Annotated in this window: 19 protein-coding genes; 10 read left to right on the top strand and 9 right to left on the bottom strand. The window is 67.5% G+C overall.

Features of this window, described 5'->3' with window-relative positions:
• Positions 1 to 41 precede the first annotated feature (41 nt).
• From AC5ZH6_RS21725 to AC5ZH6_RS21715, 3 genes are all read left to right on the top strand, one after another.
• On the top strand, positions 42 to 842 hold the full coding sequence (locus AC5ZH6_RS21725; protein ID WP_014361341.1) for a winged helix-turn-helix transcriptional regulator: 801 nt from the start codon (positions 42 to 44) through the stop codon (positions 840 to 842).
• On the top strand, positions 832 to 1,767 hold the full coding sequence (gene mshD, locus AC5ZH6_RS21720) for a mycothiol synthase (RefSeq protein ID WP_014361340.1): 936 nt from the start codon (positions 832 to 834) through the stop codon (positions 1,765 to 1,767). Before AC5ZH6_RS21725 ends, mshD begins: the two co-directional genes overlap by 11 nt.
• Positions 1,768 to 1,867: 100 nt before the next feature.
• The gene (locus AC5ZH6_RS21715) at positions 1,868 to 2,815 is read left to right on the top strand and encodes an endonuclease/exonuclease/phosphatase family protein (protein WP_249154910.1); all 948 of its coding nucleotides are present in this window, start codon (positions 1,868 to 1,870) and stop codon (positions 2,813 to 2,815) included.
• A gap of 7 nt (positions 2,816 to 2,822) precedes the next feature.
• Here the strand turns inward: AC5ZH6_RS21715 and AC5ZH6_RS21710 are convergent, their stop codons facing one another.
• The gene (locus tag AC5ZH6_RS21710; protein WP_211543879.1) at positions 2,823 to 3,953 is read right to left on the bottom strand and encodes an LLM class flavin-dependent oxidoreductase; all 1,131 of its coding nucleotides are present in this window, start codon (positions 3,951 to 3,953) and stop codon (positions 2,823 to 2,825) included.
• A gap of 29 nt (positions 3,954 to 3,982) precedes the next feature.
• Between AC5ZH6_RS21710 and AC5ZH6_RS21705 the strand changes: the two genes are divergently transcribed.
• Positions 3,983 to 4,807, top strand: coding sequence for an arylamine N-acetyltransferase family protein (locus AC5ZH6_RS21705; RefSeq protein ID WP_014361337.1), 825 nt, complete (start codon positions 3,983 to 3,985; stop codon positions 4,805 to 4,807).
• Here the strand turns inward: AC5ZH6_RS21705 and AC5ZH6_RS21700 are convergent.
• Positions 4,765 to 5,949: a 4-hydroxybenzoate 3-monooxygenase gene (locus tag AC5ZH6_RS21700; RefSeq protein ID WP_014361336.1), complete on the bottom strand. Its 1,185-nt coding sequence runs from the start codon at positions 5,947 to 5,949 to the stop codon at positions 4,765 to 4,767. The genes AC5ZH6_RS21705 and AC5ZH6_RS21700 overlap by 43 nt on opposite strands.
• 58 nt (positions 5,950 to 6,007) lie before the next feature.
• Entirely contained in the window at positions 6,008 to 7,186 is a 1,179-nt protein-coding gene (locus AC5ZH6_RS21695) for a hypothetical protein (RefSeq protein ID WP_238534756.1), read from the bottom strand.
• 573 nt (positions 7,187 to 7,759) lie between these two features.
• On the opposite strand from AC5ZH6_RS21695, the gene pstS reads away from it, so the two are divergent.
• The 4 genes from pstS to pstB all read left to right on the top strand — a co-directional run bounded on the left by pstS (position 7,760) and on the right by pstB (position 11,804).
• Positions 7,760 to 8,884 (top strand): phosphate ABC transporter substrate-binding protein PstS, encoded by a 1,125-nt coding sequence (gene pstS, locus AC5ZH6_RS21690; protein WP_014361334.1) that lies wholly within the window; start codon positions 7,760 to 7,762, stop codon positions 8,882 to 8,884.
• A gap of 57 nt (positions 8,885 to 8,941) precedes the next feature.
• The gene (pstC, locus tag AC5ZH6_RS21685; RefSeq protein WP_006368149.1) at positions 8,942 to 10,030 is read left to right on the top strand and encodes a phosphate ABC transporter permease subunit PstC; all 1,089 of its coding nucleotides are present in this window, start codon (positions 8,942 to 8,944) and stop codon (positions 10,028 to 10,030) included.
• On the top strand, positions 10,027 to 10,956 hold the full coding sequence (gene pstA / locus AC5ZH6_RS21680) for a phosphate ABC transporter permease PstA (protein ID WP_006368150.1): 930 nt from the start codon (positions 10,027 to 10,029) through the stop codon (positions 10,954 to 10,956). The genes pstC and pstA overlap by 4 nt, the downstream gene beginning before the upstream one ends.
• A gap of 71 nt (positions 10,957 to 11,027) precedes the next feature.
• Positions 11,028 to 11,804 (top strand): phosphate ABC transporter ATP-binding protein PstB, encoded by a 777-nt coding sequence (pstB, locus tag AC5ZH6_RS21675; RefSeq protein ID WP_014361332.1) that lies wholly within the window; start codon positions 11,028 to 11,030, stop codon positions 11,802 to 11,804.
• 110 nt (positions 11,805 to 11,914) lie between these two features.
• On the opposite strand, the gene AC5ZH6_RS21670 is transcribed toward pstB, so the two are convergent.
• The 6 genes from AC5ZH6_RS21670 to AC5ZH6_RS21645 all read right to left on the bottom strand — a co-directional run bounded on the left by AC5ZH6_RS21670 (position 11,915) and on the right by AC5ZH6_RS21645 (position 18,463).
• Positions 11,915 to 12,067, bottom strand: coding sequence for a hypothetical protein (locus tag AC5ZH6_RS21670; RefSeq protein WP_006368152.1), 153 nt, complete (start codon positions 12,065 to 12,067; stop codon positions 11,915 to 11,917).
• A 133-nt stretch (positions 12,068 to 12,200) separates the two neighbouring features.
• Positions 12,201 to 12,857, bottom strand: coding sequence for a phosphate signaling complex protein PhoU (phoU, locus tag AC5ZH6_RS21665; RefSeq protein WP_006368153.1), 657 nt, complete (start codon positions 12,855 to 12,857; stop codon positions 12,201 to 12,203).
• A 117-nt stretch (positions 12,858 to 12,974) separates the two neighbouring features.
• On the bottom strand, positions 12,975 to 15,230 hold the full coding sequence (locus AC5ZH6_RS21660) for an LCP family protein (protein WP_020170184.1): 2,256 nt from the start codon (positions 15,228 to 15,230) through the stop codon (positions 12,975 to 12,977).
• A 185-nt stretch (positions 15,231 to 15,415) separates the two neighbouring features.
• A complete protein-coding gene (gene dusB, locus AC5ZH6_RS21655; RefSeq protein ID WP_269210512.1) occupies positions 15,416 to 16,549 on the bottom strand; it encodes a tRNA dihydrouridine synthase DusB in 1,134 nt (377 codons plus the stop codon).
• A 104-nt stretch (positions 16,550 to 16,653) separates the two neighbouring features.
• Positions 16,654 to 17,646 (bottom strand): acyl-ACP desaturase, encoded by a 993-nt coding sequence (locus tag AC5ZH6_RS21650; protein WP_020170186.1) that lies wholly within the window; start codon positions 17,644 to 17,646, stop codon positions 16,654 to 16,656.
• Between the two features lie 286 nt (positions 17,647 to 17,932).
• The gene (locus tag AC5ZH6_RS21645; RefSeq protein WP_020170187.1) at positions 17,933 to 18,463 is read right to left on the bottom strand and encodes a nuclear transport factor 2 family protein; all 531 of its coding nucleotides are present in this window, start codon (positions 18,461 to 18,463) and stop codon (positions 17,933 to 17,935) included.
• 165 nt (positions 18,464 to 18,628) lie between these two features.
• Between AC5ZH6_RS21645 and AC5ZH6_RS21640 the strand changes: the two genes are divergently transcribed.
• On the top strand, positions 18,629 to 20,032 hold the full coding sequence (locus AC5ZH6_RS21640) for a WS/DGAT/MGAT family O-acyltransferase (RefSeq protein ID WP_020170188.1): 1,404 nt from the start codon (positions 18,629 to 18,631) through the stop codon (positions 20,030 to 20,032).
• A 40-nt stretch (positions 20,033 to 20,072) separates the two neighbouring features.
• Positions 20,073 to 22,100, top strand: coding sequence for an NAD(+) synthase (locus AC5ZH6_RS21635; RefSeq protein ID WP_006368159.1), 2,028 nt, complete (start codon positions 20,073 to 20,075; stop codon positions 22,098 to 22,100).
• The last annotated feature ends 67 nt before the right edge of the window (positions 22,101 to 22,167 follow it).

The raw sequence follows: 22,167 nt of genomic DNA, 5'->3' as shown, positions 1-22,167 counted from the left end.
GTAAGGTGCGCGAGGCGCGACGAGGAAGATCGGAGAAGGACGTGGATCTCCTGTTGTTGACCGCCGATCCCAACCCGGAGTCGGTATTGCCGTCCCTATCGCTGCTCGCGCACACCGTGCGGGTGGCGCCGACGGAGGTGTCGTCGCTGATGGAGGCGGGTAACGCCGACGTCGCGATCGTCGACGCCCGCACCGACCTGGCCGCGGCCCGCGGACTGTGCCGGCTGCTCGGCAGCACGGGATCGGCGGTGCCGGTGGCCGCGGTGCTCACCGAGGGTGGATTGGTCGCGGTGAATGCGGATTGGGGACTCGACGAGTTCCTGCTGCCCGCAACCGGCCCCGCGGAACTCGACGCCCGCCTGCGCCTGCTCGTCGTGCGCACCCGCGGCGTCAGCGCCGAGGAGGCCTCCGGAAAGGTCACTCTCGGTGAGCTGGTGATCGATGAGGGCACCTACACCGCCCGCCTGCGCGGGCGCCCGCTGGATCTGACCTACAAGGAGTTCGAGCTCCTGAAGTATCTGGCGCAGAACGCCGGTCGTGTCTTCACCCGGGCGCAGCTGCTGCAGGAGGTCTGGGGATACGACTTCTTCGGTGGCACCCGCACCGTCGACGTCCACGTGCGGCGCCTGCGCGCGAAACTCGGCAGCGACCACGAGTCGCTGATCGGCACGGTCCGTAACGTGGGCTACAAGGCCGTGCGCCCGACGCGCGGCCGCTCCGCCTCGGCGGAGACCGCCGACGACGAGACCGCGGACGCGGGAGACGAACTCCCCGGCGAGGACCTCGGCGACATCGGCGACACCCGGATCGATCCCTTCGACGAGGAGTTCAGTGCCCCCTGAGGTCGAGGTCCCCGAGGTTGACGTCATCGAGTCCCTGACGCCCGAGATGGCCGCCCACGCACACCGTCTCGTCGCGGCAGCGACCGCGGCCGACGGGGTGGCGCCACTGTCGGAACAGGCCGTCCTCGCCATCGACGGTGCCGGCGTGGGCGTTCGACACGTCATCAGCGCGGCCGGCTACGCCAACATCGTTGCCGGCCGTGACGACGAGCCGGCGATGATCGAGGCCGTCGTCGATCCTGAACAGCGTCGCAGGGGGCACGGCCGGGCACTCCTCGAAACCGCCTTCACGGCGGCGCGCGAACGTGCCGGCGCCGCCCCCACCTCGGACGCCGTGCGGGCCTGGGCGCACGGCGATCTCCCGGCCGCGCAGGCGTTGGCCGCATCGCTCGGGCTGCAGCGTCGGCGAGAGTTGTTGCAGTTGCGGCGAACCGGTGGAGCCGATGGCCTACCCGCCCTCGACGTCCCCGCCGACATCGAATTGCGCACCTACGCAGGGCCTTCGGATGACGCGGAGATCCTTCGCGTCAACAACGCCGCCTTCGCCTGGCACCCCGAGCAGGGTGGGTGGGCCCCCGAGCAGATCACCGAGCGCGTGGCATCGGACTGGTTCGACCCGGCCGGGTTGTTCCTGGCGTTCGACGCCGCGGCCGGTGCCGGCGAATCAGATCGCCGACCGCTCTTGGGTTTTCACTGGACCAAGACGCAGGGGCCGGGGCTCGGCGAAGTCTACGTCGTCGGTGTCGATCCGGCCGCGCAGGGTCGCGGTCTCGGGCGGCTGCTGACGCTGGCGGGTCTGCACTACTTTGCCGAGCGGGGTGTCGACGAGGTGCTGCTGTACGTGGAGGGTGACAACACCGCGGCGCTGCACACCTATGAGCGATTGGGCTTTACCCGCTACGCCATCGACGTCGCCTATGGGTGAGCCGGCCCCGGCAACAGGTGGTCGTCGTTCGAGCTCTACCCGGGTGACCCGCTTCGGTGTGATTCGGCGGGGTGTGATCCGGTGGAGTGTGATCCGTTGGGTGACAACGATTGTCGGCGTGGTGCTGGTCGGTGCGGGCGCCGCCGGGGTGGCCGCCCATCATTCGCCGCTGACCAGCTCGACGGCCAGCCGGATCGCCGCGTTCACGCCATTGCTGGTGTTGGCCTCGATCGTCGGGTTGGCCGCGCTGCTCGCCGCACGGCGCCGGCTCGGTGCGGTGCTCGCGACCGTCGTGGTGGCGGCCGGCGTGGCGACCCAGGTACCGCTCTACGTCGGCTCGGCGTCGGCGCGGGCCGATGATCTCGTGGTCATGCAGGCCAACATCTACCTCGGCACCGCCGACACCGACGCGCTGGCCGCCACGGTGCGTGCCGAGAAGGTCGACATTCTGACCGTCGTCGAACTCACCGACGCGGCGCTGACGCGCCTACGCACCTCGACTCTGGCTGCGACGCTGGGGTATTCGTTCACCCACGCCCTGCCCGACGGCCGGGGGATCGGCATCTTCTCCCGGTTCCCCCTCGTCGAGGGTATGGTGCTGGAGCATTTCCGCCTGGGGAACGTGCGCGCGGTGGCCGACATCGACGGCCACGGCCGCCACGCCGTCTACGCACTGCATCCGTTGCCGCCGTGGCCGGAGCCGGCCTGGCGCTGGCAGTCCGAACTCTCCCGACTTTCCTCGATCTTGCGCGCGGAGACACTCCCGACGATCGTCGGCGCCGACATGAACTCCACCTGGGATCATCGGCAGTTCCGAGAGTTGTTGCGCGGCCACGGTCCCGACGGATCACCGGGCCTGCTCGACGCCGCCGAACTCACCGGCGCGGCCGCCGCCGCCACGTACCCCGCGAACCGTCGGATACCACCGATGCTGGGGATCGATCACGTCATGACCCGCGGCGGGCCGGTACCGACGTCGCTGCGTACGGTGGACCTACCGGGATCCGATCACCGCGGCGTGGTGGCCACGGTGCGTCTGCGCCGATAGCGGGCCGTCAGGCCACCGCGGGGGTGGCGGGCGCACCGAGCAGCGGCAGCAGGAGATCGGCGGCGATCTCGGCCTCCGCGGCCAGCGGCCAGCCCGACAGAATCCAGATGTCGATACCGGCCTGTGCGGCAACGGTGTTCATCGCGCGGGCCACGTTCTCGGCGCTGCCGACGAAGTACGTTCCGGTGCCCTTGCCGGCGATGTCGAAGGGAGGTTCGGCGGCGGTCCAGGTGGTCAGCCCGGCGGCCATGCTCGGGGCGAACTCGAGTAGGTCGCGCCCGGGGATGCGCCCGGCACGCAGGGCGTCGATACGGCCCTGCACCTGCGGGTCGGGACTGGTGATCTCGTCGAGCCCGGGGAAGCCGAAGCTGCGCAGGTTGCGGTCGGCCGTCGCGAGCACCGTCTCCGGGCGTGTGCGGGACAGCTGATCGGAGAACCGCTCCCACGCCTGCTCGTCGGTCTCGCGCACGATGACGCTGGCGAGCACGCCGAAGCGCAGCGACCGGCCGCGGCCTGCGGCGGCGTCACGGACCCGGGTGAACAGTGTCGACAGATCCGCAGGTGCCGACATGAACGACAGATACACGTCGAGGACCTCGGCCGCGTGGGCAATGCCCTCCGGTGATGCGCCGGTTCCCCAGACCTCGATGCCGCCGGGCTGTCGGGGGCCGGGGATCGCGGGCTTGTATCGCGGTCCGTAGGAGAAGAATTCGCCGTCGTAGGCGTCGGTGGCGTCGGCGTAGAGACGTTTGACCTGGGTCCAGTATTCGGCCGAGAGCCGGTACCGCTGCGCCTTCGAGGCGTACTGGCCGTACCGGGCGAGGACGGCGTCGGCACCGTTGACCTGATTGAAGATCAGGCGCCCGCCCGAGTACTGGTCGAAGACCTGCGCCTCCTCGGCGAGCATCGCCGGTGGCTTCACGCCCGGGTACACCGGGATCAGAAAGCGCAGATTCTCGGTCTCGGGGACGAGCGCGATCGGTTCGCGCGCGGTGGTCAGTGCCCCGCCGTAGCCGAGCCGGTCGAGGGTGCGGGCCTGATGCCGGATCACCTCGAAGGTGGGTTCGGTCCGCAGCGACGGTTCCCACGGGACGTCACCGTCGGTCGGATTGATGTACCAGAAGACCTCGGGCGCCATGGAAGATGAGGTTAGCCTATCCTGTTTTCGTGGACGCAACCGACACCTCGCCGATCAGCGCGGGGGCGCCGCTTCGGCCGGCCGCGTATCTGTCGAGGATCGGCGTGACCGAGGTTGCCGCCGACCCGGCGGACCTCGTCGTCGCGATCGCCACCGCGCAACATCGACGAATCCCGTTCGAGAATCTGGGTATTCATCTCGGGACACCCGTCGAGGTGGACCCGCGCGTCATCGTCGACAGGCTCGTCGACGGCCGTCGGGGCGGGATCTGCTACGAACTCAACGGACTGTTGCTGCTCGCGTTGCGCGCACTGGGCATCGACGCACACGCCGTCGGCGCGAAGGTGGAGAACGCGGCCGGCCTCGGCCCGCCGCTCGGGCACATGGCCGTGCTGGCGCAGGTCGGCGCAGAGCAGTGGCTCGTCGACGTCGGATTCGGTGGTGAGATGGTCTGCCGGCCCATCGACCTCGACTCGGTCGCCGAGCGTCGGATCGAATTCGATTCGGCGGCCTACCTTCTGGAGCCGTGCACGCGGGAACTCGCCGAGTTCGAGGCGATGGCGTGGTGGCACAGCACCTCGCCGCGGTCCCGATTCACCGGCTCGCTCATCGCCACCCTGCCCGTCGACGGCGGCCGCGTGAGCATCACCGGCGGCGCCGATGACTATCGGCTGATCGTCACCGACGCGCGGGGAACGCGCACCGAATCCGACCTCGATCACCGTGCGGCGCTCGACGTGTGCCGCCGGGTCCTGCGCCTCGACATCGACGAGTTACCCTCGCTGCCACTCGGTTCCGTGCGCGACCGCTCTCACTCCGGGCGCCACGGGGTGGGAAACGGCAACCCGAGGTAGACCTCGCCGAGCGCCTCCTGCTCGGCGCGGGAGGCGACCCACCGATTCAGCTTCGCGCGCCGCAGCCCCCAGTCGAACGGGTCGTCGGTGAAGCGGTGCAGCACCGAGGTCAGCGTCCAGGAGAAGTTCTGCGCCTGCCAGATCCGCGGCAGCGCGGTGTCGGTGTAGTTCTCGAGGAGCGTGCGGTCGCCGTCGCGGTAGAAGACGCCGAGGGCATGGGACAGCACGCTCGCGTCCGACACCGCGAGGTTGAGCCCCTTGGCGCCGGTGGGTGGCACGATGTGGGCGGCGTCGCCGAGCAGGAACAGTGAACCATGCTGCATGCGTTCGGTGACCACGCTGCGCAGCGGGGCGAGGCTGCGGTCGAAGATCTCTCCGGTCTGCAGTTCCGGATGATCGTCGGAGGCACTGCGCCTGCGTAATTCGGCCCAGATGCGTTCGTCGGGCCAGTCGGCGAGATCGGTGTCGGCCGGCACCTGGAGGTACTGGCGCGTGATGTGTGTGCCGCGCATGCTGTGGACCGACAACCCGTCGGGGTGGGCGCAGTACATGCCCTCCTCGGTCACCGGAGTCGTGCGAGCCAGGATGCCCAGCCACGCAAAGGGATACACGCGTTCGATGGTGCGTACCGAGGACGGCAGCCGGGTTCGGCCGACCCCGTGGAAGCCGTCGCAGCCGGCGACGAAGTCGGCGGTGAGGCGATGGGTGCGGCCCTCGACGGTGTAGGTGACCTCGGTGGTGGGTCCGTCCGTCGGGCCGATCTCGACGTCGGCGGCGTCGAACACCAGCGGCAACCCGGCCGCCGTGCGCGCGTCGATGAGGTCGGCGACGATCTCGGCCTGCCCGTAGACGAATGCGTTGCGCCCGGTCAGCCGGTGGAAGTCGAGGTGGTGGGTGTGGCGATCGAACCGGAGGTAGAAACCGTTGTGGCGCAGCGCTTGCGCGTGCAGCCGGTCGGCGACGCCGAGTTCGGTCAGGGTGTCGACGGTGGTCTGTTCGATCACCCCGGCGCGAACCCGGGCACGCACGTGCGCCTCGTCGCGCGCCTCGAGGACGACGGCGTCGATACCCTGACGATGCAACATCATCGCCAGCGACAAACCCGCCGGGCCGGCGCCGATGATCGCGACCTGACAACGCATGAGGGGACTCCTGGGCATGAGGGGACTCCTGGGGTGTGGGTGCCCGGCCGGCACGCGCTCAGGTGAGCGCGACCAGGGCACGGAGACGATCGGGCAGGGCGGCGAGTGCGTCGGCGACCGCGGCCGAGGGCACCGCGCCGTCGAAATAGGCTGCGGCCACCGACATCCCGCCTCCGACGAGTGCGGTCGTCACGGTGAGGCCCTGCGGCGTCGGGGGATCGGCGACCGAGAACACCCGCGCCCGCTCGTCGGCCAGCCACGTCCAGCGGTGATCGCGGCCCGGCACGGTACCCACACTCGAATGCAGCAGCGGCACCGGCACATCGGTGAGTACCGCGGGCGGTGGGTCGGCTGTGCGCCGGGAGGACGCGAGCGTCTTGACCGAGGTGATCGCCAGGTTGGCGATGGGCCGCCCCATCCGTGCCGACGCCGTCAGGGCGCGCTGGAGCTCGACCGGATCGCTGCCGGGCGGAACCGCAAATGCCAGTCCGGCAGAGAAATTCGCGAGCGTGTTCCGTGCGCGGGGGAGGTACACGCGGGCGTCGAAGGGGGCGGTGATCGTCGGATGTAGATCGACACCGGCCTCGGTGAGCGCATCGACGAGCGCGACGGTGGTCAGTGCGTACATCCCCACCCCGGGACAGTCACGGTCCCGGGCGGCGCGGACCTCGGCGACCGTGGCCGCGGGGACGTGGGCGAGGGTGGCGCGTGGACGGCGGCCGGTTGCGGCGTCGACACCGCCGACGGTGCCGGAAGGACCGGGTACCGACGCCGCTTCGCCGGTGGTCCGGACTCCTCCGGGCTCGGTCGGCGCCCGACGTAGCAGCCGCGCCAGCGCGACCACGCGGCGTGGGTCGGCGCAGACCGCGGCCGAGGCCAGCGCCAGCGGCGGTGTGCGGTGGCCGAATCGGCGCCACGTCCGGCGATCGTGTGGATCGGTGGACCCGAGGATCACCGAGACGACGACGTTGAGCAGGGTGGCGTCCCCGAGACCGTGATCGAAGTCGATGGCGATGTACTCGTGGCCCAGGACGACGCGCAGGGGCCGATCCGAGCTGCTGCGGACCTCGTCGAGCAGGCGCAGCGGCTCGTCGTCGCCGCCGCTCGCTCGCACCTCGCAACCACCGGCGCGGGGATCGTGGGTCCAGCGTGCACGTGTCGGAGAGGGGTGCAGGCCCACCCGCGTGAACGGGCCGGCCGCGGCCATCGCACGCACTCGCTCGCGAACCTGAGCCACGGACGGGACCTCGACGGGTCCCACGACCAACGCCGAGCGCCGGCGGCTGTGGTGGCGGTCGAGGGCCGCAGTGCGAATGGATCCCTGGGTGATGGTCCCTCGACGGACGGGCCCGCGTGGCATCGCGACCCGAGATGTCGGGAGTGCGGGATCGGGGGTTCGCTGCGTCGCCATGAGAATCGTGACAACTTTACCAAGCCTTACCTAAATTGAGTGCGCCGGGATGGGCTTTGCGCTGGTGCGCACCGGACGGCAACCCGGCATTCACCGCGTGCTCACCCGGGTGGCGGCCGCGGGCCGCGGGCCACGCGTGGCACGTGGCACGCAGTGTGGGCGTGTCGAGCGCCACAGCGATCCGAAATGGGACGTATCGGTCCAGCTCCGAGGGGTGATTGTCCGATCTGCGCATCCGGTCGGAACGCAAGGTGGCCGGAATCGACATGTCCGAGTCGTCCAATTCATCTTCCGTTCACCTTTCGTCGGGGGACCGTCCATCACTGCCCCATAAAGTCAGCTCGACCGGGCAGGGTCGCATGGCCGGACTGCCGTGTTTTGATGCTGGAGGAACCAGAAGTGAAATTGAGTCGTACAGGTGCTGTTGTCGCCGCCATGGCGGCCAGCTCGGCCCTCATTCTCGGCGCGTGTAGCAGTAACGCGGACAAGGGGACCACCAGCGCGGCACCCGCGTCGGCCGTCGCCAATGTCAAGTGCGAGGGCAAGCAGTCGCTCAAGGCCAGCGGCTCGACCGCCCAGGCCAACGCGATGAAGATCTTCTCCACGTCGTTCGCCAAGACCTGCCCGGGGTTCGAGCTCGCCTACGGTGGCGGTGGCTCGGGCCAGGGTGTCTCCGACTTCACCCAGGGCCTCACCGACTTCGGTGGCTCCGACTCCCCGCTCAAGGGTGACGAGATCAGCAAGGCCGCCGCGCGCTGCACCGGCTCCGAGGCCTGGCAGCTGCCGTTGGTCTTCGGTCCGATCGCGGTCGCCTACAACGTCGACGGGGTCAGCGACCTCGCACTGTCCGGCCCGACGCTGGCCAAGATCTTCAGTGGCGAGGTCAAGACCTGGAACGATCCGGTGATCACCGCCGACAACCCGGGCAAGACCCTGCCGGCGACCCCGATCAGCGTCATCTACCGCGCCGATCAGTCGGGTACGACCGACAACTTCCAGAAGTACCTGACCGCCGCCGGTGGCTGGACCAAGGGTGACGGCAAGACCTTCAACGGTGGTGTCGGCGAGGGCAAGCAGGGCAACCCCGGTGTGGGTTCGGCCGTGAAGCCGACCCCGGGCTCGATCGCCTACGTCGAGTGGGCCTACGCGCAGTCCAACAACCTGTCGATGGCCAAGATCATCACCGATCAGGATCGCAGCGGTGTGGCGTTGACGGCGGAGTCGGGCGGCAAGACCATCGAGTCGGCCACCTTGAAGAACGGCCCGGACAACCACAACATGGTGATCGACACCTCGTCGTTCTACAAGCCCACCACGGCCGGTGCCTACCCGATCGTTCTGGCAACATATTCGATTGTCTGCTCGAAGTACTCCGACACCGCGGTCGGGCAGGGCGTCAAGTCCTTCCTCTCGGTCGCCTCGGCGCCGCAGAATCAAGGGCAGGAACTGATCAACGCGGGTTACATCCCACTCCCGAGTGACTTCCAGCAGAAGCTGCAGGCCTCGATCAACGCCATTCAGTAACCGGCGCGAACGTCAACGAAACACCTCGAAGTACCCGAACCCTAGGCGATAAGAGTTATGTCAGTGGATGACACCACCGGTACGGGCCGGGGTCATACGGATAATCCGTACGACCCCGGCGCGCAGCCGCCCGAAACGCCCACCCAGTTACCGCCCGAAGAAGAGCGAGAACTCGACGAGCAACTCCACCCGGGCCTGCGTAGCCACCGAGGTGCCACCGGTGACCGCGTCTTCTCCTATCTCGCCCGGGGTACCGGGTTCTTCGTCATCGCCCTGATCGCCGGTATCGGTATCTCACTGATCGTCGATGCCGTACCGGCGATCGCGGCGAACAACGCGAACTTCCTGTTCTCCTCGGAGTGGCAGGTCAGCCAGTCGAACTTCGACGGCAACTCCGTGCGCTTCGGTGTGTGGGAGTTGTTCCGGGCCACCGCATTGTCGTCGGTGTTCGCCCTGGCGCTGGCGACGCCGATCGCCATCGGCATCGCGGTCTTCCTCGTCGAATACGCACCGCGGCAGATCTCCCGGCCGCTCGGTGCGGTCATCGACCTGCTCGCCGCGGTGCCCTCGATCATCTTCGGCCTCTGGGGCATCTACATCCTCGCGCCGTTCATCGCGCCGTTCGCGGAATGGTTGAACAGCTCGCTGGGCTGGTTCTTCCTGTTCTCCTCGGGCAGCACGTCGGTCGCCGGCGGTGGCACCGTCTTCACCGCGGGCATCGTGCTCGCGATCATGATGCTGCCGATCATCACCTCCATCACCCGCGAGGTGCTGCGCCAGACGCCGAGCGGTCAGAAGGAGGCCGCGCTCGCGCTCGGCGCCACCAAGTGGGAGGTCATCCGGATGACCTCCTTCCCCTACGGACGCTCCGGCATGATCGCCGCGTCGATGCTCGCCCTCGGACGCGCACTCGGCGAGACCATCGCGGTGATGATCATCCTGAGTTCGGCCGTCGGCCGTCTCAAGTGGTCGCTGTTCGAGGGCGGTGACACCTTCGCCTCCAAGATCGCCCGCGACGTCGGCGAGTTCGTCGGCAGCCGCGACACCCAGAGTGCGTACATCGCAGCAGGTCTGGTGCTGTTCATCCTCACATTCGTGGTCAATGCGATCGCCCGTTCGGTCGCCGGTGGAAAGGTGAACGGATGACCGTCACGATGGACAAGACACCCGGGGGCGGCCCGATCAAGGCCTCCGGCACGGCCTTTCGCGAGGTCTCGCTGAGCCGGAAACTGCGCAACAATTCGGCGAAGGGCATCTTCATCGGATGCTTCGTCATCGGTGTCATTCCGCTGGTGTGGCTGCTGTGGACGGTCATCTCCAAGGGCGTCGGCGCCATCACCGACCCGAACTGGTGGTTCGGCGACGCCTATGGCATCGACACCACCACCCAGTTCGGGGCGGGCGTCGCGCCGGCCATCATCGGTTCGATCATCCAGGCGCTCGTCGCCGCGATCATCTCGGTGCCGATCGCCGTGCTGACCGCGGTCATGCTCGTGGAGTATCCGACGTCGCGGCTGGTGAAACCGGTCAGCTTCATGGTCGACATCCTCGCCGGAGTGCCGTCGATCGTGGCCACGCTGTTCATCTTCACCGTCTTCGTCATCGGGTTGTCGATGGGGCAGAGCGGCTTCATGGTGAGCCTCGCACTGATCCTGCTGATGATCCCGATCGTCGTGCGCTCCACCGAGGAGATGCTCAAACTCGTTCCCGACGAGCTCCGCGAAGCCTCCTATGCGCTGGGCATCCCCAAGTGGAAGACCATCATGCGCATCGTCATCCCGACCGCGCTGTCGGGCATGCTGTCGGGCATCTTCCTGGCCATCGCCCGCATCATGGGTGAGACCGCGCCGGTGCTGATCCTCGCCGGACCGGCGAGCACGATGGTCAAGACCAACCCGTTCGAGGGCGGTATGAACTCGTTGCCGCTGTTCATCAAGGACATGTGGGCGGCGAGTCAGCCCGCGTCGTCGTTCTACTACTGGGGTGCCGCGCTCACCCTGATCATCATCGTCGCCGTCCTCAACCTGTTCGCAGCCGTGCTCTCGAAGCTGCTGGCCCCCAAGACCAAGTAAGTCCGAGCCGCGCACGCAGTCGAAAGGGGCTGTGTGCCAGGCTCATCCATCGCCGTAAAGAAAGTAGTTCCATGGCCAAGCGCCTCGACATCAAAGACCTGAACATCTACTACGGCAAGTTCCACGCCGTGAAGGACGTGACGCTCTCGGTCCCGCCGCGCAGCATCACCGCGTTCATCGGCCCGTCGGGCTGCGGCAAGTCGACCGTGCTACGCACGCTCAACCGGATGCACGAGGAGATCCCGGGCGCCTACGCGGTGGGCAGCGTGCTGCTCGACGGTGAGGACATCTACGGCAAGGGCGTGAACCCCACCAGCGTCCGCACGACCATCGGCATGGTGTTCCAGCGCCCCAACCCGTTCCCGACGATGTCGATCCGCGACAACGTGGTCGCCGGGCTCAAACTGCAGGGTGTGCGGGGCAAGTCGCAGCTCAACGAGGTGTGCGAACGCAGCCTGCGCGGCGCGAACCTGTGGGAAGAGGTCAAGGACCGGCTCGACAAGCCCGGTGGCGGGCTCTCGGGCGGTCAGCAGCAGCGTCTGTGCATCGCCCGCGCGATCGCGGTCTCCCCGGATGTGTTGCTGATGGACGAGCCATGCTCGGCGCTCGACCCCATCTCGACGCTGGCCATCGAGGACCTGATGGGGGAGCTCAAGAAGGACTACACGATCGTCATCGTCACCCACAACATGCAGCAGGCCGCGCGGGTGAGCGATCAGACGGCGTTCTTCAACCTCGAAGGGGTCGGTCAGCCCGGCCAGCTCGTCGAGATCAACGACACCGAGACGATCTTCTCCAACCCGACCAAGCGGGAGACCGAGGACTACATCTCGGGACGCTTCGGCTGACGCCGGGAGCACGCAACGACCGAAGTCCCCGGATCGCCTGGCAGTGTCACGAAGCCATCGGCGGCCGGGGACTTGTCGTATGTCGCGCTCTTGTCACAGGTCATGTCTTGTCACATGTTGAGGTAGAGCAGTACCAGCAGCACCAGCAGCGACGCGATCACCCCGGCGTAGGTGAGCAGCTGCCGGGCACACACCCCGGCACCGACGTCGCCCTGATCCCCGGCGGCGTTGACATCCTGGTCGGCGGGAGAGTGCAGGCTCATGACGAGCAACGCTAGCCGGTCGCCGGGCCCCGATGCACACCGATCGGTGACCTCGGATCGGGTATCACACGCAGACACGAAACGTGGTGCAGCGCACAGGAGCGAACTGCACCACGCACGCGGGTCGGTCAGGCTAGACGTCGAGGTCGGCGAGGGTCTTGCCGGTCGCCTGGAACACCACTCGGCGGCCGATCATGACGGCGTGATCGGCGAAACGCTCGTAGTAGCGGCCGAGCAGGGTGATGTCGACCGCGGAGGCCACCCCGTGCTGCCATTCCCGGTCCATCAGCACGGTGAACAGGTGACGGTGCAGGTCGTCCATGGCGTCGTCGTCCTCCTCGAGACGGACGGCGGCCTGCGGGTCCTGCGAATCGAGGGCCTCGCGGGCGTTGCGCGCGAGATGCACGGCCAGCCGGCCCATCTCCGCGAAGTAGCCTGCGACCTCCTCGGGCAGCGCCTTGGCGGGGTGCCGACGGCGTGCGACCTTGGCGACGTGCAGGGCAAGCGCACCCATGCGGTCGGCGTCGGCGACGATCTGCAGCGCGCTGACGATGCCGCGCAGATCACCGGCCACCGGGGCCTGCAGGGCCAGCAGCCCGAAGGCCTGCTCCTCGGCGCGGGTGGCGAGTTCGTTCATCCGGTCGTTCTCACTGATGACCTCTTCGGCGATCGCGAGATCGGCTTGGAGCAGCGAGCGGGTCGCGCGCTCCATCGCCGAGCCCGCGAGGTCGCACATCTCACCCAGGATGCTGTTGAGTGAGTGGAGTTGTTCCTGGTAGGCGGTCCGCATGTATCAAGGCTACTGCCTGTGTCGAGCGCTCACCGTCACCCGCCGGGTGAACACACCGTGAACGGTGATCGGCGGTTCGACGAGGGCCGTCATACCCGCCGAACGGCGTGGTGCAGGTCACGAACAGGTGGTGTCACCGGCGTTGGTGATGGCCAGGTCGTTGGGCAGATTCGAGGTGTTGGCGGCCGGCGGCAACGACGACGCCGAGAGCGTCGTGCCGACCGCGGGGGCCGTCCCCACCGACCCGTCGAAGGCCGACCCCAGGATGACCTCCACTCCGTCGCGCACCGTGCGGTCGAGTTGGATCGAGGCGCCCGGGAACATCTCGGCCACCGTGGCCGCCGAGTCCTCCGAACCGGTGCCGTACCGGATGACGGTGTCGGTGCGGTTCTCCGACGCGTCGGCGACGCCCTGGACGTCGAATCCCTGCGCCGACATCTGGTCGGAGACCTCGCTGGCGACACCGCTGCGCCCACTGCCGTTGAGGACGCGCAGCGAGACGTTGCCGGGGTTCTGGGCGGTCGCCGCCACCTTGGTCGGAGCAGCCGGCGTGGTCGTCGACGGTCGGGCACTCGAACTGGTGCCGGTCTTCTCGGCCTGCTCGCCGGGCAGCGCCTGATCATCGATGATGGCGTTGAAGATCGCGTTGATCGCGTCGGTGTTGGGCAACTCGTTGTTGCTGCCGTCGGTGGCGGTGCCGCTGGTGGGCAGGGTGATGAAGGTGACCCGGCCGGCCTCGATGCCCTGCATCGATTCGGCGAGCTTCAACAAGGAGTCGGTGTTGACGTTGTCGACGAAGCTGTAGTTGATGAAGGTGTTGACGATCGAGTTCAGCTTCGCCGGATTGGTCAGGACGTTGCTCGACAGACTCGACCGCAGCAGCGACGACATGAACAGCTGCTGCCGTTTGATGCGGCCGTAGTCGCCGTTGCCCTCGGTGGAGACCATGCGGGCGCGGACATAGTTCAGGGCACGACGGCCGGTCAGCTTCTGCTTGCCCGGTTTGCGCAGGATCTGACCGAGTTCGTAGTCGTAGATCGGTTGGGTCGAACAGACCTCCACACCGCCGACCGCGTTGACGACCTTCTCGAAGCCCTCGAAGTCCATCGCGATGAAGTGGTTGATGTTCAGACCGCTCATCTCGGTGATGACCCGCACCAGGCACTGCGGACCACCGTCGGCGTAGACGCTGTTGAGTTTCACCTGCGTCTCGGCGCCCAGCGGCGCGCCGTAGGAGCCCTTGTCGTTGTCCCACTGCTCGCATTCGGGCCGGTCGACCTGCAGATCACGCGGGAAGGACACGGCAACGACCCGGCTGCGGTCGGCGGGGATGTTGACGAGGATGACGGTGTCGGAGCGGGCGCCCTCCACGTCGGCGGTGGTACCCGCGCCGACGTCGCCGTTCTGCCCGCTACGGGTATCGGTGCCGACGATGAGGTAGTTCTCGTCGCCGTACTGGGCGTTCTTGTTGCGGATGTTGGTGTCGTCGGGGTTCACGGCCATGATGTTGCGCCAGGCGCCGTTCTTGGAGTTCAGATAACCCCAGACAAAGCCGGTGCCGACCAGCGCCATCACGCAGGCCACCGCGACCAGGATGCGACCGGTCACCGTGGCGTTGCGTCGCATCACCTGCTTGCGCGTGCGAGCCCGCACCCGACGGGGACGCGAGCGCGCCATCGCCGCCAGATCCGGTGTGCGCTGCAGCGGGGGTCCGGTCGGTTCGGTGGCCTCGGCGGAGGCTGCGCGCACGGTCTCGGGGGTGGCGGCAGGAGTATCGGTGTCGGCGGCGTCGGGGGTGGGTGCGTCCTCGGTGTCGCCGGCCGGCGCGACCCGTGTGACGGGTTCGAACTCCTCGGGTGCGACCGGTGCGGCGTGGGAGCCCTGTGCGCGCGACTCCTCGCTGGCGCGGCGCGCGGTTGCCTGATCGGAGAGATCCACGCCGGTCTGTGCGTCGGTGACCGGGGGAAGCTTCTGGGTGACGTCGGCCGGTGCGTAGTGCGCGACCGGGGGAACTGACACCGGGGGAATCGACTCGGTCGGCGGATCCGCGCGCGGAGGAGCAGGCGCAGCAGGCGGGCTCGACCGTGGTCGTCGGAGTCTCGGGCGGGTCGGCGGGATGGCCTGGGTCGGGGTGTCGTCGGATGCTCCGGCCGACGCATCGTCGGCATTCATCTGTTCCATCAGCTGCCGCACGGTCAGCCGATTGCGCCCCCGGACGAACCGATCCGCGGAGCGGGGCTCGCGGAGCCGATCGGCGGGTGGGTTCTCGCCGGACGCGGCGAAGCCCGACCCACGGTCGTCGCCGGTACGGCGAGCGTCGGGGTCGTCGCCGTCACCCTGCTGGGCGCCCTTGTTCGGCGTCGAACGACTCAACTGACAGTTCCTCTTCCCCCGGCAGGCTTTCGTGGACCGCGTCGTCGGGGTTCAACGCGTGCGGCACGCTCCGATCACGAACCTGCCGCAGCAGGACCTTGCGACATCTTACTTAGTCTCTGCTGAGAAGCACTTCCGCCGGTCGCCGATCCCGGTGGCGAGTGCGCGAGTCGCATGGACTCGGCTCACCCTCCGGAGTGCATCACCTCGGCGCCGGTCGGCACCACGTCCTCGTCCGGATCATCGAGCCAGCCGTCCGGGAGAGCCACCTTGGCGGGCGATCCCTGACGCCCGCGAGGACCGTGTCCGTCGTCGGGGAACGGGGCCCCGGCGGGCAGCGTCGCCACCAGATCGCGCAGCTCCGGAAGCGTGGTGACCAGTGAAAGTCGTTGGCGCAGATCCGATCCGGCAGGGAAACCGCGGAGGTACCAGGCGACGTGCTTGCGGATCTCGCGCATGCCCTTGTCCTCGCCGTGGTGGTCGGCGAGCAGCTCGCCGTGGCGCACGATGATGGCCGCGACCTCGCCGAGGGTGGGTGCGGCGGGTGCGGGCAGGCCATTCAGCTCGGCGGCGAGCTCGGCGAACAGCCACGGCCGGCCGAGGCAGCCGCGGCCGATGACGACGCCGTCACACCCGGTGCGCTGCATCATCGCCACCGCGTCGGCGGGCTCGAAGATGTCGCCGTTACCGAGCACCGGGACATCGGTGACGTGCTCCTTGAGACGTGCGATCTCATCCCAGTCGGCGAGCCCGGAATACCGCTGCGACGCGGTACGGGCGTGCAGCGCAACGGCTTTCGCGCCCTCTTCGGCGGCGATGCGCCCGGCGTCGAGGTGGGTGTGGTGCTCGTCGTCGATGCCGATGCGGAATTTCACGGTGACCGGGACGTCGGTGCCCTCGGTGGCGCGCACCGCGGCGGCGACGATCTTGCGGAACAGGGTGCGCTTGTAGGGGATCGCCGATCCGCCACCCTTGCGGGTCACCTTGGGGACCGGGCAACCGAAGTTCATGTCGATGTGATCGGCGAGGTTCTCCTCGACGATCATCTTCGCGGCCTCGTAGGTGTAGCGCGGGTCGACGGTGTACAGCTGCATCGACCGCGGATTCTCGTCCGGGCCGAAGGTGGTCATGTGCATCGTGACCGGATGGCGCTCGACAAGCGCTCGCGCGGTGACCATTTCGCACACGTAGAGCCCCGACACCGTCCCGGTGCGGGCGAGTTCGAGTTCGCGGCACAGGGTGCGGAAGGCGACGTTGGTGACCCCGGCCATCGGTGCGAGGACCACCGGGCTCGACAACTCGAACGGTCCGATGCGCAGCCCGGATGCTCGGGACGTCGGGTCGGGCGTGGTGGTCGGGACCGACGCCGAACCGGCGCCCTCGGTGATCGAGGACGCCGGTGCGGTCAGGGTCGGTGCGGTGCTCAGGATGCCTGACGCTCCCGCTTCTTGGCCTCGCGGGCGAGGGCGCGGTCGCGCATCTCCTCGAACTTGAGGGTGTCCTTCTCGAGCTGCTCGAGGAAGCTGGCGAGCTCCTCGCGGGTCTTCTCGCCCTCGGCGGAGAGGTCGTCGCGGTCGAACACGTTCCACTTCCGCAGGACGGGCTGCACGACCTCTTCGAGGTGCTGGCGCAGGTCGTAGATGCCGTGCTTGGCCATCAACACGCCGTGGCGGCGGAAGTTGGGCATGCCGGCGCCGGGCATCTGGAAGTTGGTGACGATGTCGGTGACCGCGCGCAGCGTCTGGTCGGGGGCGAGATCCATCCCGGCGCCACAGATGTTGCGGTAGAAGATCATGTGCAGGTTCTCGTCGGCGGCGATGCGCTGCAGCATCTTGTCGGCGATCGGGTCGTTGCATGCCTTGCCGGTGTTGCGGTGGCTCACCCGGGTGGCCAACTCCTGGAAGGTCACGTAGGCGACGGAGTGCAGGATGCCGAGCTCGTCGACGTGCTCCTCGAGCTCGTCGGTGCGTCCGGCGGCGGCGAGCATCGGGTCGTAGCCGTTGGTCATGTGGACCATGCGGTCGGCCTCGAGAGCGGCGGGATCGACACCGCGGGTCACCACGAGGTAGTCGCGCATCACGATGCCGTGACGGTTCTCCTCGGCGGTCCACCGACCCACCCAGTGGCCCCACGCCGAATCCATGGAGAAGTTGTCGGCGATCACGCGGTGATACGAGGGCAGGTTGTCCTCGGTCAGCAGGTTGGTGATCATCGCGGCCTTGGCGACCTCGCTGAGCTGCGACTGCTCGGGGTCGTAGTCCGGACCGCCCAGCGCCGGGTAGTTCTTGCCCTCATCCCACGGGATGTAGTCGTGCGGGTTCCAGTCGCGGGCGATCTTGAGGTGTCGGTTCACGTTCTCTTCGGCAACCGGAGCGAGTTCCTGCAAGAGCTCCAGTTGAGTCAGTGCACGTGCCATAGAGATTCCTCCGAACGGTGGTCGCATACGTGTGGGGTCGGTGCGCACACGGTTGGGTCAGCATTACAGGCTACGGCACATAGCAGGCCGAACCCAAGTCACTACCTACGGTGTCGTAACCCGACCTCTCGGTCATGTTGCTATGGGGTGATGTCGCTGTCTTTCGGATGTCGCTGTCTTTCGGATGTCGCTGTGGGCGCGCATGGTGTTACCCCGGCTCACCATCCTGCGGGGTCGGCTTTGCCCGGGTCCAGACCCGGACGCGTACTCACAGGCGATCAACAGATCAGCGGCGCGCGGCGAACGCCGGCCCGATCCGGCGCATCCATTCGGCCGCGCTGTCGTCGAGAGTACCGAGGTCGGATGCCTTTTCGCACCACTGCATGGCGGCGGCACCGAACTCGAGCGGGTTGTAGACGTCCTCCTCGCGCGACCACAGCCCGTCGCCGGCGTAGGTGAGGATGGTGATGTTGGTCGCTGTGATGAGGCTGCCGTCGCCGGGATCGCGCATCGGGTTGTCCACCTCGCAGATCACCCGTGCGGTCGACGGGTCGGCGACGTGCCACAGTGCCGGGAATCCCGTCATGTGGCTGCCCGGGAATGCCGTCATCGTCTTCCAGATCCACGCCCGGATCTCCTCGCGACCACGCATGACGCCCAGGGCGTGCTCCACGTAGTCGGCGTCGGTGGTGAACAGGTCGGCGAAGCGGTCCCAGTCCCGGCTGACCCCGATCTCGGCGACGGTCCGCTGGAAGTCGGCAAAGGCCGCGTCGAGTTCGGCGGCGTCGAAGGTCGGTGCGGAGGCTGCGTTGGACACGTGTCCACCCTACGGTGACCCGAACCGAATCGGTCGAATTTCGCATTCTCGCGCAATGCGTGGGGATGACCGCCGACGGGGAGCAGAATGGTTTCGGGGGCCGAGAGAGGGCCGCGTCGCCGAAGCGCCCACGGGTGCTCCGGCCAAGACAAGTGGAGGTCCGCAGTGCAGCGGTTGAGTGGTTTGGACGCGTCGTTCCTGTATCTGGAGACGCGCTCGCAGTTGATGCATGTCGTGGGGATCATGGAACTCGATGCGAGCACCATTCCCGGTGGTTACAGCTTCACCCGAATGCGTACCCAGCTCAGCGCGCGGGTCGCCGCGATGCCCATGTTGCGACGCAAACTGGAGAACTCCGCGCTCAACATCGACCACCCGGTGTGGGTCGAGGACGACCACTTCGACATCGACCGGCACGTGCACCGCGTCGCGTTGCCCTCGCCCGCGGGCAAGAAGGAACTCAACGAGCTCTGCGGACATCTGGCCGGGCAGGCCCTCGACCGGGGCAAACCGCTGTGGGAGCTGTGGATCATCGAGGGCAGCGCCGACGGCAAGATCTGCGCGTTCCTGCGGATGCATCACGCCAGCGTCGACGGGGTCACCACCGCCGAGGTGCTCGGCCAGCTCTGCAGCCTGACCCCCGACGAACCCGACGTCGACCCGGACAAGGTCGCCGAGACCGCCGGTGGACCCAACCGCACCGGCATGGTGATCTCCGGCGCCCTCAACTACTTCGTGCAGCGACCGATCGCGATGGCCAAACTGCTTCCGCAAACCGCCGGCGTACCGATCGAGTGGTTTCGCCGGTCGCGGTCGCGTACCGGGATGCCCGCCCCCTTCGCCGCGCCCCGCACCGTGTTCAACGGGCCGATCTCGCCGCACCGCAGCATCGCGACCACCCAACTCTCCCTCGACGACGTCAAGCGGGTGAAGAACCGCTTCGGGGTGAAGGTCAACGACGTGGTGCTCGCGATGGTCGGCGGTGCGCTGCGCGAATATCTCTCCCAGCACGGGGACCTACCGGGCTCGCCGTTGGTGGCGATGGTCCCGGTGTCGGTCCACGATGCCGACGAGCGCGATCTGGTGGTCAACGGCACCAACAAGGTCACCGGCATGTTCACCGAATTGCCGTCGGACGTCGCCGATCCGGTCGAACGGCTCGAACGTGCCGGGGAACTCGCCCGCCGCGCCAAGGAACATCACGCCGACATCGACGCGAACATCCTGCGTGCGTGGGCACAGTTCGCCCCCGGCACCACGCTGTCGACGCTGATGAAGTTCTACGGTGACCGCAAGCTGTCGATGAATCATCCGCCCATCTACAACGTCACGGTCTCCAACGTCGCCGGCCCCGACTTTCCGATGTACTTCTGCGGGGCGAAGGTCGCCGCCATCTATCCGCTCGGTCCGATCTTTCACGGCCTGGCCCTCAACATCACCGTCTTCTCCGTCGACGGGCACCTCAACGTCGGCATCCTGACCTGCCCCGACGAGGTGCCCGACGTCGAGGTGATCGCCGAGGCCTTCGATCACCAACTCAAGGCGCTGATCGAGGCGTGTGACGACTGAGGGTCGACGCCGCCAACGGCCCCGCAGTTAGGCTGAGACCGTGTCTGTTCACGACCATGGTTTCGCGCGGGTCACCGGGGCAATCCCGGTCGTCCGCATCGCCGATCCGAAGGCCAATGCCGAGGCGACCGTCGAGTCGATGCGGCAGGGTGCCGCAGAGGGCTCGCTGCTCGTCGTCTTCCCCGAGATGGGTTTGTGTGGCTACAGCATCGACGATCTCGTCCAGCAGGATGCGATTCTCGACGGCTGTCGCGATGCATTGAAGTCGATCGTCGACGCCAGTGCAGGGTTGATGCCGCTCGTGGTGGTGGGGTTACCGCTGGTGGTCGGCGACGGGCTGTACAACTGTGCTGCGGTGATCCGTGACGGCGCAGTGCTGGGCGTGGTCCCCAAGTCGTATCTGGCCAACTATCGAGAGTTCTACGACAAGCGCTACTACAGTGCCGCGCGCGATGCGCCGCAGGATACGGTGCGGCTCTTCGGCTCCGACGTCCCGTTCGGTGCGGATCTCCTCTTCGACGCCGAGGACGTCCCGGGCTTCTGCCTGCACGTGGAGATCTGCGAGGACGGCTGGGTGCCCATCCCGCCGAGCGTGTGGGCCTCGCTGGCCGGCGCGACCGTCCTGGCGAATCTGTCGGGTAGCCCGGTAACCGTCGGCAAAGAGTCGTACCGGAAGTTGTTGAGTACCAGCCATTCCGCGCGCTGCATCGCCGCGCACCTGTACGTGGCGGCCGGTTTCGGCGAATCCACGACCGATCTCGCGTGGGACGGCGACGCGTTGATCACCGAGAACGGGACCCTGCTCACACGCAGTAAGCAATTCGAGATGGGTGCCCAATCCATCAGTGCCGACATCGATCTCGACCGTCTGCGCCAGGAGCGCATGCGTATGACCAGTGTGCGCGATCAGGTCGGCGACCACGCCGAGGACCTGAAAAGGTTGCGGCGCATCGGTTTCAGCTTCGGTGTGCAGCCCGGAACCGATGACGTCGAGGTGCTGCGACGTGCCATCGCGCGGTTCCCGTTCGTGCCCAGCGGCACCAGCGACCTCGATGAACGTTGTCGGGAAGTCGGCAACATCCAAGTGCAGGGACTCGCGGCGCGCTTGCGTGCGACGGGACTCGAGAAGGTCGTCATCGGCGTATCCGGTGGACTCGATTCGACCCTTGCATTGTTGGTCGCGGTGGACACCTTCGATCGACTCGACTTGCCGCGCACCAATATTCTGGCTTACACCATGCCAGGCTTCGCCACCGGAGGCGCAACCCTGCGGCGGGCGCACACTCTGATGGACTCGCTGGGCGTGAGTGGGACCGAACTCGACATCCGCCCGTCGTGCGAGCAGATGCTCGCCGACCTCGACCACCCGTACTCGCGTGGCGAGAAGGTCTTCGATGTGACGTTCGAGAACGTGCAGGCCGGGGAACGGACCTCACACCTGTTCCGCCTGGCCAACCACCACGGCGCCATCGTCCTCGGCACGGGAGATCTCTCCGAGCTCGCCCTCGGATGGTGCACCTACGGCGTCGGTGATCAGATGTCGCACTACAACGTCAACGGGTCGGTTCCCAAAACGCTTGTCCGCCATCTCATCCGGTGGATGATTACCTCCGGTGAGTTCTCCGACGAGACCAGTGCGGTACTCGCCGAGATCCTTGCCGACGTGATCTCGCCCGAATTGGTACCGCCAGGCGAGGACGGTGCGATCCAATCCACCGAAGACACCGTCGGGCCGTACGAATTGCACGACTTCTTCCTCTACTACCTCACCCGGTTCGGCTACCGTCCCAGCAAAGTCGCGTACCTCGCCCGTCAAGCATGGGGCGATCTCGACCGAACGCCGTGGGATACCGAGCCGCTCGACGACCGCAACGTCTACGACGCGGCGACGATCGACAAGTGGCTCACGGTTTTCTGCCAGCGGTTCATGGCCAACCAGTTCAAGCGCACAGCCATGCCCAACGGACCCAAGATCGGTTCCGGCGGTTCGCTGTCGCCACGCGGTGACTGGCGTTCACCGTCGGACGCCTCCGCACGTGCGTGGTTACAGGAGCTCCGCGGGGAGTGAGACGCGGGCAGTGAGATGCGGCCGGGCCCCACGGTGATCATCTCGACCACCGTGGGGCGGTTCGCTA

It is taken from the genome of Gordonia sp. YC-XJ4 (assembly GCF_059511865.1).
Note: the sequence above shows the minus strand (reverse complement) of the source record. Positions and strands in the feature narration are given on the sequence as shown.